Source organism: Arthrobacter sp. zg-Y20 (genome assembly GCF_030142075.1).
Taxonomy (GTDB): Bacteria; Actinomycetota; Actinomycetes; order Actinomycetales; family Micrococcaceae; genus Arthrobacter_B.
This window is the reverse complement of record NZ_CP126241.1, coordinates 612,058-624,393: the sequence shown is the minus strand read 5'-3', so window position 1 is coordinate 624,393 and position 12,336 is coordinate 612,058. Positions and strand designations below refer to the sequence as shown.

Sequence of the window (12,336 nt, the reverse complement as noted above, 5' to 3'; positions counted from 1 at the left end):
GAGTCCCCCCGCACTACCGGCAGTGCGGGGCCGCAGGTAGCATCGCGGCATACGAAACTCGAATGGGAGCGGATATCCAACCGGCTCGGAGGCCTTCGATGAACTCAATGCGGTACGTCAAACTCGGAAATTCCGGAGCCACGGTATCGGCCATCGGCCTGGGCTGCATGGCTTACGGCGACCCCGACCGCGGCACCCACCGGTGGACGCTGCGGGAGGAAAGCGCCAGGCCGCTGATCCGGCGCGCGGTGGAACTGGGGATCAACTTCTTCGATACTGCCAATGTGTATTCGGCCGGGCACAGCGAGGAAGTCCTGGGCGCCGCCGTCGCCGAATACTGCCGTCGCGACGAGGTGGTGCTGGCCACCAAGGTGCACGGCGAGATGGGGCCCGGACCCAACGGATGGGGGTTGTCCCGCAAGCACATCCTCTGGCAGGTCGACGCCAGCCTCCGGCGGCTGGGCACCGACTACATCGACCTCTATCAGGTGCACCGCTGGGACGGGAGCACGCCGTTGGAAGAAACCCTGGCCACCCTGGATGAACTCGTGACCGCCGGCAAGGTGCGGTACCTGGGGGCATCCACCATGTATGCCTGGCAGTTCACCAAGGCACTGTTCCTGCAGAAACAGCACGGCTGGGCGCAGTTCATCACCATGCAGGACCACTACAACCTCTTCTACCGCGAGGAAGAGCGGGAAATGCACCCGCTGTGCCGGGACCAGGGGATGGGGGTGCTCCCGTACTCCCCCCTGGCCCGCGGCCGCCTCGCCCGCCCTTGGGGAGCACGGACCGCGCGGCTGGACTTCGACGAACCCGGCAACCAGTTCTACGCCGGAAACGAAGAGGTTGACCGCCGGGTTGCCGACGCCGTGGGTGAAGTGGCCGCCGGCCGCGGGGTAAGCCGCGCCCGGGTGGCGCTGGCCTGGGTGCTGGGCAACCCGGCGGTCACGGCGCCGCTGGTCGGCGCCACGGACGCGGCACAGCTCGACGACGACGCAGCGGCCCTGGGCCTGCAGCTCACCGACGAGGAGTTCCGCCGGCTGGAAGAGGACTATGTACCCCGCCCGGTGGCGGTTCTCTAGCCCTTGACGGACCCAGCGATCAGGAACCCGTCGGTGGAGGTAATGAAGGACAGCAGACCCACGATGGCCGGGATAGGCGTGGCCAGGCGCAGGATGATCGTGAAGAACACCTGGATGTGGCTGGCCCCGACACACGTCAGTGTAAGCGTGTGCACTCAATCCGTCCACCGACTTGCGCTGTGCCGTTGAAGTGGATCAGCTTGCTTACTGTTGCATGCCTCAAAAACCCCGGTATTGCGGTTCAAAAGAGGGCAAACGCGCGCTGCAGCGAAACGCAATGGAAGCGTTTGCATTTTCTGCCGGAACACACCCTAGGATGTGGGCATGCTCAGTTCTGTACTTCATGATTCTTCGGCCCTGGCCCTTGTACATCCCGCCCCTGCGGACCGTGAATGGTGGCGCTCTTCGGTGATCTACCAGATCTACCCCCGCTCGTTCCGGGACCTGAACGGTGATGGGATCGGAGACCTGCAGGGCATCACCGCAGAACTCGGAACACTGGCAGAACTGGACATCGACGCCGTCTGGCTGTCCCCCTTCTACCGGTCGCCCCAAAAAGACGCCGGCTACGACGTCGCCGACTACCGGTCCGTGGATCCCATGTTCGGCACCCTGGAGGATTTTGACGCCCTCGTCGCCGAAGCCGGCCGGCACGGCATCCGCGTCATCGTGGACCTGGTCCCCAACCACTGCTCCGACCAGCACACCCTCTTCCAAGCCGCCCTGGCCGCCGGCCCCGGCTCCCCCGACCGGGACATGTTTGTTTTCCGCGACGGCACCGGAGAGCACGGAAACAACCCGCCCAACAACTGGCAGTCCCACTTCGGCGGCCCCGCCTGGACCCGCGTCACCGAACCCGACGGCACCCCCGGTCAGTGGTACCTGCACCTCTTTGACTCCTCCCAGCCGGATTTCAACTGGGACTCTCCGGCAGTGCACGCGGAATTCGAGCAGACCCTGCGCTTCTGGCTGGATCGCGGCGTCGGCGGCTTCCGCGTGGACGTGGCCCACGCCCTGATCAAGAAATCAGGGCTGCCCGACTGGGGCGGCCGCGCCGACGGGTCCTCCTCCGAGGGCTACCCCGGAGCCGAGGCCCCCATGTTTGGACAGCCCGGCATCCATGACATTTACCGGTCCTGGCGGAAAATCCTTGACTCCTACGACGGAGACCGGGTGCTGTGCGCCGAAGCGACCATCGACCCGCTCGACCGGCTGACCGACTGGGTTCGGCCGGACGAAATGCACCAGACCTTCAATTTCGCCTACCTGCACCACCCCTGGCATGCCCCGGCAGTGCGCCACGTCATTGAATCCTCGCTGCGCGCCTTCGACAAGGTAGGCGCCCCTACCACCTGGGTGCTCTCCAACCACGACGTTGTCCGGCATGCCAGCCGGTTCGGCATCACCACCCATCAGGAACGGCCGGGCGACGGAATTGGATCATCGGATCCGCAGCCGGACTACGGCCTGGGCATCTCCAGGGCCCGCGCGGCAACCCTGCTGATGCTGGGCCTGCCCGGCGGCGTGTATCTGTATCAGGGCGAAGAACTGGGTTTGCCGGACCACACCACACTGCCGGATGAATACCGCCAGGACCCCACCTTCCACCGCACGGAAGGCGCACGCCTGGGCCGGGACGGCTGCCGGGTGCCGCTGCCCTGGACGCCGGACGCCCCGGCACTGGGATTCAGCGACGCCGGCCAGGCCTGGCTGCCCCAGCCTGAGGGGTGGAATGCCCTGGCCCGCGGCGTCCAGCAGGCCGATCCCGATTCCACGCTCAACCTCTACCGGACCGCACTGGAACTGCGCCGCAGCCTGGACCTGGGCAACGGTTCGCTGGCCTGGTACCCCGGGTACGATCCGGAGTCCGTCCTGGCCTTCGTCAACGGCGGCACCGCGGCCCTGATGAACATGGGCAGCGACCCTGTGCCGCTGCCCGACGGAGAGCTGGTGGCGTGCAGCATCAACGGCGCCGTCATGGACGGTTACCTGCTGCCCAACCACAGCGCCTGGGTTCGGCTAAGCTAGCCAACCGCACCCGCAATCGCTCCGGAGGAACACCCGTGCCAGGAATCAAAGACGTCGCAGCCCACGCCGGCGTCTCCGCAGCCACGGTGTCCCGCGCGCTCAGCGGCAACGGCGCGGTCTCCGCAAGCACCCGCCGGAGGGTGCTTGCGGCAGCTGAGGAGCTGGGATTCGTCATCTCCTACAACGCTTCCTCCCTTGCCTCGGGCCGGACGCGGAATGTGGGAGTGGTGATGCCCGGCGTGGGGCGCTGGTACTTTGCCAAGGTGCTGGAGGGCGCGGCGTCGGCCCTGATTGAGGCGGGCTACGACCTGACGCTGTACAACACCGGGGACGGCCCGGGGCACCGGGAAAGCGTGCTCAAGGAGATGCTGCGGCGAAAACGGCTGGACGCGGTAATCACCGTTGCCCTGCGGCTCACCGATGAAGAGCTGGCCCAGCTGCGGGCGGTGGACAAGCCCATTGTGGCCATTGGCGGTCCGCTCCCGGGCACCGCGGCCATCCGTGTGGACGAGGTAGGCATTTCGGCCCTGGCCACCGGGCACCTGATTTCCCTTGGACACACGAGGATTGCCCATATCGGCGGCGGTGAGGAACTGGAGCGGGACTTCCAGCTTGGCGGAACCCGGCGCACCGGGTACGAAGGAGCCATGCGCGATGCCGGCCTCACGCCCGAGCCGGGCTGGGTGGCCAGCGCTGAATTCTCTGTGGCCGGTGGTTTCCGGGCCGCCAAAGCCCTGCTGGCCCGGCCAGACGTCCGCCCAACGGCAATTTTCTGCGCCGCTGACGAGATTGCCGTCGGCGCCATCCTGGCCGCCCGGGACCTGGGGCTTCGGGTGCCGGAAGACCTCTCCGTGATTGGGATTGACGGCCACGACATGGGCGAAGTCTTCGGTCTGACCACCATCTCGCAGAGCCCCGAGGGGCAGGGGGCTGCTGCTGTGGCCGCCGTCCTGGCGCTGATGCGCAACGAGCCGGTGGACGATTTCGGGTTTTTCCCCACCGAGTTCGTGGTCCGTTCCAGCACAGCTGTTCCCGGCAGGTTGCGCGCCTGAACGATCCGGCGGACGCGTGTCACATTGGTTATTGCGCCACGCCCGTTATTGCAGAGATCCCGCGGGGACGGCCATGCTTAGGTTGAGATTGGTCCACTGCCTCCTTTTCCCGCGCCCTGTTACAGAAAGACGTCTGGATACGCATGCTGTCTTTGGTCTTATGGCTCATCCAGCTGGTGTTGGCACTGCTTTTTGCCGGGGTCGGATTCATGAAGCTGTCCCAGCGGCATGCCCGGCTTGTGGACAATCTTCGCTGGCCGGAGGACTTTCCCGCCGGCACCGTGAAGCTCATTGGGCTCCTCGAGGTTCTGGGCGCCGCCGGGTTGGTGCTGCCGGAGGCAACCGGGTGGCTGCCTGTGCTGACCCCCGTTGCTGCGTCCTGCCTGGCGCTGATGATGGCATTGGCCATAGTGGTCCATGTCCGCCGCGGAGAGCGTAACCGCATTGCCTTGGCGGCCATCCTGATGGCCCTCTCGCTGGTGGTTGCACTGGGCAGGTTCGGTGCCTTCTCCGCCCTGGGCATGTAGGAGCCTCGAGTGGCTGCCGCTTTCAAACAACCCGAAAATCCGCCCCTTGCCCGCGTGGTGGCGGACCTCTACGCGCTCCTGCCCTCCGAGTTCACCGCCGCCCGCAACGCCCGCGCCGCCGATGCCGGACGGAACGGAGACAAGGACCTGGCCAAACGCATCAAGGCCCTGCCTAAACCGTCCACCGCAGCCTGGCTCGTGAACCTGCTGGCGGACCGGAAGCAGGATGACCTCGCGGCGGTGCTTGACCTCGGTGCTGCCCTGCGGGAAGCGCAGGAGGACCTGGACCAGAAGCAGCTGCGCCGGCTGAGCACCGAACGCCAGCGGCTGCTGCGTGCCATCGTCCGATCGGCCCGGGACCTGGCCGCGGACCTGGGCCATCCCGTCAGCGAGGCCCTCGCCGGCGAGGCGGAGCAGACCCTTTGGGCCGCAATGACTGATTCAGCGGCCGCCGACGCCGTTGCCAGCGGACAGCTGGTCCGCTCCCTTGCTGCCAGCGGCTGGGAAGAAGTGGACCTCGACGGCGCAGTAGCGGATCCGGACTCGGTGCGGCCCGCCCGGAGCGGGTCCGGGGACCGTACCGCAGCCACCAGCGGGACAGCTCCAAGCCCGGCGAAGGGCGCCGGGAAAGATTCTGCCGCCGACAGCCGCCGCCGGGCCGCGGCCGAACGGTTGGTCCGGAAGCTGCAGTCCGAACTGCAGGACGCCGAAGGCGACGAACGGACAGCGCAGGAGGCGTTCGACACCGCCCAGCAGGAAGTAGATGAAGCAGCCGGCCGCCGCGACCGGCTGACGGATGAAATCGATGACCTGCGCGAACGGATCCGGGAGCTCGAACGGGAGGTCTCGGCAGCAGACCGGCAGGCCGGGCGGCTGGAACGCGAACGGGACACTGCCCGGCGGGCGGCCCGCTCTGCCCGCCGCTCCGTGGAAAAAGCCCGCCAGAAGCTCGCCGATGCCCGGGACGCAGCCGACGCCGGGAAATAGGTACGGAGAATGAAAGCGCCCTACGGGACCGGCCGGAGCATGCCGAACCGGCTGCGGATCCGGGCCAGGTCGGTGGGATGGCCCGTCCCGGGGAACACGCCGTCATAATCCGGCAGGCCGATCACATCCAGCCGGCACCCGGCGTCGTACAGCACGTCCACCACATTGCCGAAGCGCTGCCAGCCGTAGGGGCTGGAACCGCCGGTTTCCGGCACGCCGCAAATCACCCAGTGCCGCCGGGTGGAGGCGAGCTGCAGATAATCCGAGGTGGCGGACTGGGCGTGGCAGAGGTCCTCGAAGTCGAACCAAAGCTGCGTCCCGTCATCGCGCAGAGCCTGCAGCGTCCGGGTACCCGGGGTAAGCTGCGCCGCTTCCCCCGGCCCCGGCAGTGACAGCCCGGCGCGGGCCAGCAGGGCCGGAGCGCACCGGCGCAGGTGATGCCCCGCGGCGAACCCGTTGGTGTTCCGGGCGGTTGTTCCGGCGGTAGGCACGGTCCGGTAATCCACACCTGCATCCAGCGCCACTACCTGAATATTCCCGGTGATCAGTGCGATTCCCGGTTCGAAGAGGTGATGGAACATCGGATCGGGCAGCAGCTCGGCAGGGGCGTAGTTGGACGTGGCCACCAGGACTATCCCCCGATCCAGCACCATGCGCAGCATCCGGGTGATGAAGGCGGCATCGGCCGGATCATTGACGTGGAACTCGTCGAAGCACAGCAGACGCACGGTGCCCAGCATCTGGTCCAGTGCAGCGGCGAACGCTGACTCGCGCCGGTAGCCCGGGTTGCCGTAGCCGGCGAAAACGCGGGCGTGCAGTTCGCGGAAGAAATCGTGGAAGTGCAGGCGGCGTTTGGCCTGGATGTCCACCGACTCGAACAGGGTGTCCAGCAGCCACGTCTTGCCCCGGCCCGGCGGCCCCCACAGATAGACGGAGGCGTTCCCGGCGGCCGGTTCGGGCGAACGCGCTGCAGCGGCGGCGCTCACGAGGGCGGGCAGGGCGGCCAGCTGTCCCCGGTCCAGGTCCATGCCCTGCATGCCGGCGGCCCGGCGGAATTCCTCAGCGGCATTGTCAGCCTGGACGGTACACATGCTTCCGTTCTACCCAACCGGCAGTCCGGCACAAAATGCGTACCGGCTGTCCGGCCGGCTGCGCGCGGCATAACCGGGCCGCCTAACAAGGCTGCAAACCGGCACAAACCGGCACAAATAGGTGCAGGAAATTCGGCCTAATTATTCCAACCGGGCGGTGGTACGGTCGGAGTCCGGCACGGAACGAATAACCATTGCTGCAAGCGGACTAGCCCCGCTATGGAGGAATCATGACCGACCATGTTGCCAATGTCCAAGACTGCTCCGTCACCAACTGCGACTTCAACCATGAGGGCTGTACGGCTTATGCCATCACCGTGGGCGGATCGCGGGAGCATGCCAGCTGCTCCACTTTCATTGATACCTCGGCCACCGGCGGCCTGCCCAAGGTCCTGGCCCAGGTGGGCGCCTGCCAGCGCAACGAGTGCAGGTTCAACGACCACTTGATGTGCGACGCCCACGACGTACGGGTAGGGCCGGGCGCCGAACTGGCGGACTGCCTGACCTACCAGCCCCGGTAACCGATGCCCTCAGTTCTTCTCGCCTCCAACGTTGAGCTGCCCGAGCCCTGGCCCGGCGGTTTCGCCCCGGCCGTGGCCGCTCTGGCCGGCGGCGGAAAGGTGCAGCGGCGGTTTGGCGTGGCCGCCCGGAACCGGGTTCCGGTTCCCGCGGGGACCGAGGTCTGGCTGCTGCAGCGCGGCAGCGACCTGCGCGGCCCGCGCGGGTTGGTTGGCCACGGCACCGTGCCCGGCCCCCTTGCTTCCGGGGGCACCACCCTTGAGGTGGATTTCGATCTCTTGCTCCCCTTGGGCGAGCAGTTGCCCATCGCCCTCCTCCTTCAGCGGATGCCCGGGCTGCCTTGGGCTGGACGGGCCGGCCTGAGCGCACTTCCCGACGCCGCGGTTCCGGCCCTGCGGCGCATCTGGTCCGAATTCATCGGCCCCCAGCCGGACCCGGTGGTTCCCGGCCCGGGGTCCGTTGGCGGCCAGTGGCTGCGGCAGCAGCACGTGAACCGGTTTGAGCAGGACGCCGAGGCGCGGCGGGTGTGCCTGGCTTTCCACGGTGATGCCTGCGCTGCCTGCGGACTGGACCCCGCCAGCCGGTACGGCGCAGCAGGTGCCGGCGTGATTCAGGTGCACCTCCTGGTTCCGGGTCCGGATCTCGCCGAGGACTACCGCCTGGATCCGGTGAGCGATCTGGTGCCGCTGTGCCCCACCTGCCACGCCGTGGCCCACACCCGGGTGCCGGACCCGTTGACCCCGGCCGAAGTGCGCGGACTGCTGGCTGCTTCAGGAGAAGACGCAGGGACCGGCCCGGGAACCGCCGTCGTCGGCCGCGTTGTCAGTGCACGCCAGCTGCAGGCGCAGGAAGACGCTGACCGGCTGCGCGGATTTCGCTAGACTCGAAAATCCATGAGCATTCCAGCGAGCACCTCCAAATCCGTCCGCGTGGACGCCTGGCTGTGGGCCGTGCGTGCCTACAAAACGCGGTCCGCGGCCAATGCCGCCTGCCGTGCCGGGCACGTCCGGCTGAACGGCAACCCGGCCAAGGCCGCGCAGCCGGTACAGCCCGGCGACACCATCCGTGTGCGCCAGCCCGGTTTCGAACGGATCCTGGAAGTACGCCAGCTGATCAGCAAACGCGTGGGCGCCGAGGCGGCGTCGCACTGCTTCACCGACCACACGCCGGCCCGTCCAGCAGCCCCCGCGCTCGGCATTCCGGTGCGGGACCGGGGCGCCGGCCGGCCCACCAAAAAGGACCGCCGCGAACTGAACCGGCTGCGCGGCGGCAGCTAACCTGCTGCGGCGGTGTCACAGCTCACAGCGGGGGCAGCCGCACACGAGCATTTGCGTGCCTAAGATGGTGCCCAACTGTTCTCCGGGACGCTGCCGGCACCGCTGCGGACCACATCCAGCAGAAGGAACCCAGGTATGCCGCAAGCACCAACTCCTCCCCCGTCCCGGCTTGCGAACCTGCGCGATTTGGGTGGCATCGCGGTAGCGGGCGGACAGGTCCGGCCCGGCTTGGTCCTGCGCGCCGACGACGTCGCCACCACCACGCCGGAGCAGGTCGCCGAGCTGGTGGAGGCAGGCCTGCGCACCGTCATCGATCTCCGCTCCCCCGAGGAAGCACAGCGGACCGGGCGCGGTCCGTCCGCCAATCACGGTGTGGAGTATCTGGCCCTGCCCCTGACTGATGCCATGGGTGCTCCGACCGAGCGGGCCGGAGACCTCCTGGCCTCCGTCCGCACCCCTGAGCATGTGGGCCGCTGGTACGCGAAGATCTTCACCGCCCAGAAGGAAAGCCTGGTGCGCGGACTCGAAGCCGTGGCCGATTCCCCGGGCGCCGTGCTTTTCCATTGTGCTGCCGGCAAAGACCGCACCGGCCTGTTCGCCGCGGCGCTGCTTTCAGCGCTGGGAGCGGATCCGGAGGCCATTACCCAGGACTACGCCAAGACGCAGGAACGGTTGCCCGAGGTATACCGGCGGATGGGGTTGAAAGACCTCAGCGGCGGCCTGGATATTCCGATGGACCACCCGGTGCTTGCCGCGCATCCCGCAGCTATGCGGGCCATGCTGGACACGCTGGCCGGACGGGCCGGTGCTGCAGCCGGGGCTGGCGGGGCCGGTGGCGCCGGCGGGGCCGGGGCGATGGCGGTGCTGCGTGCCGGCGGACTGACCTCGGAGTTGGTGGGCAAACTTCGCAGCCGGCTGGTGCAGCCGGTGCCGGCCCAGGTGTAGGGGGCCTTCCGGTGTCCGCCCGCCCGCAGCGCATTGCCTCTGCCCCCGGGAGGGTCAGCACGGGCCCCAAACGGCCTGCTGCCCTGTTGCTGCTGGCCACGCTCGCAGCGGTGCTGTGGGCAAACGGAGTATGGGTGAGCCCATCACTAGCCGGCTCCTACGAGAAGTTCTGGGCGGCTACCGTAGAGGTGCGCGCCGGCGGAATGGACCTCGAACTGACCCTGCGCGAACTGGTCAACGATGTTTTGATGGCCGTTTTCTTTTTCGTCGTCGGGTTGGAGGTGCGCCGGGAATTTGCCCTGGGAGAACTGACCAACCGGTCCCGGGCCGTGGTCCCGGTGGTGGCCGCGGCCGCGGGTTTGGCGGTACCGGCAGTGATTTTCCTGCTCTTAACCATGGGGACGGACAACGCCGGAGCTTGGGGTGTGGTCATTTCCACGGACACTGCCTTCCTGCTGGGCGCCCTGGCCATAGTGGGCCCCAAAGTTCCCGGCCGGCTGCGGATCTTCCTGCTGACCCTGGCGGTGGTGGACGACGTCGCCGCCCTGAGCGTCATCGCTGTGGTCTACACCGATCACTTGAATCCCCTGGCCCTGATCCTGGCCTTCGCCGGATTGGGCGCCGTCTTCTGCACCCGGTACCTGCCCCGGGGCCGCGGTCCCGCCTATGCCGTCCTGGCGGTACTTACCTGGCTGGCCTTCTACGCTTCGGGCGTGCACCCGACCCTCGCCGGCGTCGGCATCGCCCTGCTGGTTCCGGTGTTTGCACCCGGCCGGCACCAGGTGGAACACGCATTGGACCTCGCCCGCGTTTTCCGCCAGTCGCCCAACTCCGGCTATGCCCGTGCTGCCGCGTCCAGCCTGCGGGAATCGATTTCCATTAATGAACGTCTGCACAGCGCATATACCCCCTATGTGGACTATGCGATTCTTCCGCTTTTCGCCCTTGCCAACGCGGGGGTCCGGCTGGATGGGCAGTCCCTGCTGCGGGCAGCGCAGTCGCCGCTGGCGTGGGGCATTGTGTGCGGCCTGGTACTGGGGAAGTTTATTGGCATTTTCGGGGCCTCGGCGGTACTGAAGCGGCTGCGGATTGGGGAATTCGGTCCCGGGCTGACTCTGGGCCGGATTGCCGGCGGGGCAGCGCTTTCCGGCATCGGCTTCACCATTGCCCTGTTCATCATCGGGCTGGCCATCCCCGATCCCGGCGTGCAGAACGAGGCACGCGTCGCTGTTCTGGCCGCGTCCGTCCTCGCTTTCGCCGCAGGGGCGGCGGTCTTCGGAGTCCTGGAGCGGCGGCGCCCCGCGGTTCCGCCGGGACAGGTCTTGGCGCGTCCGGTGAATCCGTCCCGGGACCATGTGGTGGGCCCGCCGGACGCCCCGCTTACGCTGGTGGAGTACGGAGACTATGAATGCCCGTTCTGCAGCAAGGCCACCGGCACCATCATGGAAGTACGGGAGCACTTCGGACCCCAGCTGCGCTACGTGTGGCGGCATTTCCCGCTCTCCCGCGTCCATCCGAATGCCGTGGCAGCTGCGGAAGCGGCCGAGGCAGCCGCTCTGCAGGGACAATTCCGTTCCTACAGCTCCTACCTCTTTGAGCACCAGGATGACCTGCTGCCCGAAGACCTGCTGCGCGCTGCGGAAGAGGTGGGACTCGACATGGAACGCTTCGAGGCGGACCAGCGCTCCGCCGAGGTCAGCAACCGGGTTTTGGATGATGCCCTCGACGCCGAGTCCATGGACCTGAACGGCACACCCACGTTTTTTGTCGGCACCCGCCGGCATCACGGGCCCTATGACGCCGCCACCCTCATTGCGGCATTGGAAGCGTCCCGGCCTTCCCCGTCCTGACCCGGCGCAGCCGGCTAGCCCCGGCGCAGCCGGCAAGCCCCGGTGCAGTCGGTCAGACCCGGTGCAGTCGGTCAGCCGGGTAGGCTCTGTAGCCATGGAAAAGAAGATTTTGGTCACCGGAGCGGGTCGGGGCATCGGCGCCGCAATCGCAGCGGCCCTCGCGGAGGCCGGCTGCACAGTTGCGCTGCATACGGGTCACGACGGCGAGGCGGCCCGCCGGGTGGCTGCCGCCCTTCCCGGGACCGGGCACGCCGTCGTCGTCGGCGATCTGTCCTCGCCGGAGGAATGCGAACGCGTTTTCGCTGAAGCAGTGGGGACCCTGGGCGGGTTGGATGTGCTGGTCAACAATGCCGGGGTGTTCCGGGCGCAGCCGGTGACGTCCGGGTCCTATACCGACTGGCAGCAGGCCTGGCGGCAAACCCTGGACGTGAACCTGGTAGCACCGGCGAACCTGTGCAGGCTGATGGCCGACCACCTGATGTCCCGTCCGCAGGGGCCCGACGGCGGCCGGCTGGTCAATGTGGGCTCGCGCGGGGCGTTCCGCGGGGAACCCGAGAATCCCGCCTATGCGGCCAGCAAGGCCGGACTGCACGCGCTCACCCAGTCCCTGGCCCTGTCCCTGGCTCCGCACGGCGTCTTCGCCGCCGCCGTCGCTCCGGGTTTTGTGGATACCCGGATGGGCCGGCCCGCTTTGGAGGGAGAGAGCGGTGTGGCGATCCGGGCGCAGAGTCCGTTCAACCGCGTGGCCGAGCCGGAGGAAGTCGCGGCCACCGTGGCGTGGCTGGCGACCGAGGCGCCGGTGTGGACCAGTGGCACCATCATCGATGTGAACGGTGCGTCCTACCTGCGGTGACCGGTGGGGGTCTCTGGGGCGTATTGAGCGGCGCCTTCCGGGGTGCCTTCCGGGGTGCCTTCCGGACCTAGGTAGTCGCGTTCGAAAGTCGGGTATTTGGACTTTTCCCAGGAGTCATTGTG

At 67.7% G+C, this 12,336-nt stretch carries 13 protein-coding genes; 11 read left to right on the top strand and 2 right to left on the bottom strand.

Annotated features, from left to right (window positions below; all coding sequences use genetic code 11):
* Nucleotides 1-107 precede the first annotated feature (107 nt).
* Complete coding sequence (locus tag QNO06_RS03115; protein ID WP_227913586.1) at nucleotides 108-1,085, top strand: aldo/keto reductase; 978 nt, start codon at nucleotides 108-110, stop codon at nucleotides 1,083-1,085.
* On the opposite strand, the gene QNO06_RS03110 is transcribed toward QNO06_RS03115, so the two are convergent.
* Nucleotides 1,082-1,240: a hypothetical protein gene (locus QNO06_RS03110; protein WP_442860178.1), complete on the bottom strand. Its 159-nt coding sequence runs from the start codon at nucleotides 1,238-1,240 to the stop codon at nucleotides 1,082-1,084. The two genes, QNO06_RS03115 and QNO06_RS03110, sit on opposite strands and share 4 nt — an antisense overlap.
* A 169-nt stretch (nucleotides 1,241-1,409) precedes the next feature.
* Here QNO06_RS03110 and QNO06_RS03105 point away from each other — a divergent pair, with 169 nt between their 5' ends.
* The 4 genes from QNO06_RS03105 (at nucleotide 1,410) to QNO06_RS03090 (ending at nucleotide 5,679) form a co-directional block, all read left to right on the top strand.
* Nucleotides 1,410-3,113 (top strand): glycoside hydrolase family 13 protein, encoded by a 1,704-nt coding sequence (locus QNO06_RS03105; RefSeq protein WP_227913541.1) that lies wholly within the window; start codon nucleotides 1,410-1,412, stop codon nucleotides 3,111-3,113.
* Nucleotides 3,114-3,148: 35 nt separating this feature from the next.
* Nucleotides 3,149-4,165, top strand: coding sequence for a LacI family DNA-binding transcriptional regulator (locus QNO06_RS03100; RefSeq protein ID WP_227913542.1), 1,017 nt, complete (start codon nucleotides 3,149-3,151; stop codon nucleotides 4,163-4,165).
* Between the two features lie 143 nt (nucleotides 4,166-4,308).
* On the top strand, nucleotides 4,309-4,692 hold the full coding sequence (locus QNO06_RS03095) for a DoxX family protein (protein WP_227913543.1): 384 nt from the start codon (nucleotides 4,309-4,311) through the stop codon (nucleotides 4,690-4,692).
* Nucleotides 4,693-4,701: 9 nt separating this feature from the next.
* The gene (locus QNO06_RS03090) at nucleotides 4,702-5,679 is read left to right on the top strand and encodes a hypothetical protein (RefSeq protein WP_227913544.1); all 978 of its coding nucleotides are present in this window, start codon (nucleotides 4,702-4,704) and stop codon (nucleotides 5,677-5,679) included.
* A 20-nt stretch (nucleotides 5,680-5,699) separates the two neighbouring features.
* Here the strand turns inward: QNO06_RS03090 and zapE are convergent, their stop codons facing one another.
* Entirely contained in the window at nucleotides 5,700-6,770 is a 1,071-nt protein-coding gene (gene zapE, locus QNO06_RS03085; protein ID WP_227913545.1) for a cell division protein ZapE, read from the bottom strand.
* Nucleotides 6,771-7,000: 230 nt separating this feature from the next.
* On the opposite strand from zapE, the gene QNO06_RS03080 reads away from it, so the two are divergent.
* The 6 genes from QNO06_RS03080 to QNO06_RS03055 all read left to right on the top strand — a co-directional run bounded on the left by QNO06_RS03080 (nucleotide 7,001) and on the right by QNO06_RS03055 (nucleotide 12,214).
* Complete coding sequence (locus QNO06_RS03080) at nucleotides 7,001-7,291, top strand: DUF1540 domain-containing protein (protein ID WP_227913546.1); 291 nt, start codon at nucleotides 7,001-7,003, stop codon at nucleotides 7,289-7,291.
* 3 nt (nucleotides 7,292-7,294) lie between these two features.
* Nucleotides 7,295-8,170, top strand: a complete 876-nt coding sequence (locus QNO06_RS03075; RefSeq protein ID WP_227913547.1) for an HNH endonuclease — start codon at nucleotides 7,295-7,297, stop codon at nucleotides 8,168-8,170.
* A 12-nt stretch (nucleotides 8,171-8,182) separates the two neighbouring features.
* The gene (locus QNO06_RS03070; protein WP_227913548.1) at nucleotides 8,183-8,566 is read left to right on the top strand and encodes an RNA-binding S4 domain-containing protein; all 384 of its coding nucleotides are present in this window, start codon (nucleotides 8,183-8,185) and stop codon (nucleotides 8,564-8,566) included.
* A gap of 135 nt (nucleotides 8,567-8,701) precedes the next feature.
* On the top strand, nucleotides 8,702-9,511 hold the full coding sequence (locus tag QNO06_RS03065) for a tyrosine-protein phosphatase (RefSeq protein ID WP_227913549.1): 810 nt from the start codon (nucleotides 8,702-8,704) through the stop codon (nucleotides 9,509-9,511).
* 11 nt (nucleotides 9,512-9,522) lie between these two features.
* Complete coding sequence (gene nhaA / locus QNO06_RS03060; RefSeq protein ID WP_227913550.1) at nucleotides 9,523-11,361, top strand: Na+/H+ antiporter NhaA; 1,839 nt, start codon at nucleotides 9,523-9,525, stop codon at nucleotides 11,359-11,361.
* A 94-nt stretch (nucleotides 11,362-11,455) separates the two neighbouring features.
* Nucleotides 11,456-12,214 (top strand): SDR family NAD(P)-dependent oxidoreductase, encoded by a 759-nt coding sequence (locus QNO06_RS03055; protein WP_227913551.1) that lies wholly within the window; start codon nucleotides 11,456-11,458, stop codon nucleotides 12,212-12,214.
* Nucleotides 12,215-12,336: the final 122 nt, after the last annotated feature.

Bases quoted from the DNA above. Each gene is read 5' to 3' on its own strand.
- QNO06_RS03115 (WP_227913586.1), top strand. From the start codon at position 108: ATGCGGTACGTCAAACTCGGAAATTCCGGAGCCACGGTATCGGCCATC.
- QNO06_RS03105 (WP_227913541.1), top strand. From the start codon at position 1,410: ATGCTCAGTTCTGTACTTCATGATTCTTCGGCCCTGGCCCTTGTACAT.
- QNO06_RS03095 (WP_227913543.1), top strand. From the start codon at position 4,309: ATGCTGTCTTTGGTCTTATGGCTCATCCAGCTGGTGTTGGCACTGCTT.
- zapE (WP_227913545.1), bottom strand. From the start codon at position 6,770: ATGTGTACCGTCCAGGCTGACAATGCCGCTGAGGAATTCCGCCGGGCC.
- QNO06_RS03080 (WP_227913546.1), top strand. From the start codon at position 7,001: ATGACCGACCATGTTGCCAATGTCCAAGACTGCTCCGTCACCAACTGC.
- QNO06_RS03075 (WP_227913547.1), top strand. From the start codon at position 7,295: ATGCCCTCAGTTCTTCTCGCCTCCAACGTTGAGCTGCCCGAGCCCTGG.
- QNO06_RS03070 (WP_227913548.1), top strand. From the start codon at position 8,183: ATGAGCATTCCAGCGAGCACCTCCAAATCCGTCCGCGTGGACGCCTGG.
- QNO06_RS03065 (WP_227913549.1), top strand. From the start codon at position 8,702: ATGCCGCAAGCACCAACTCCTCCCCCGTCCCGGCTTGCGAACCTGCGC.
- QNO06_RS03055 (WP_227913551.1), top strand. From the start codon at position 11,456: ATGGAAAAGAAGATTTTGGTCACCGGAGCGGGTCGGGGCATCGGCGCC.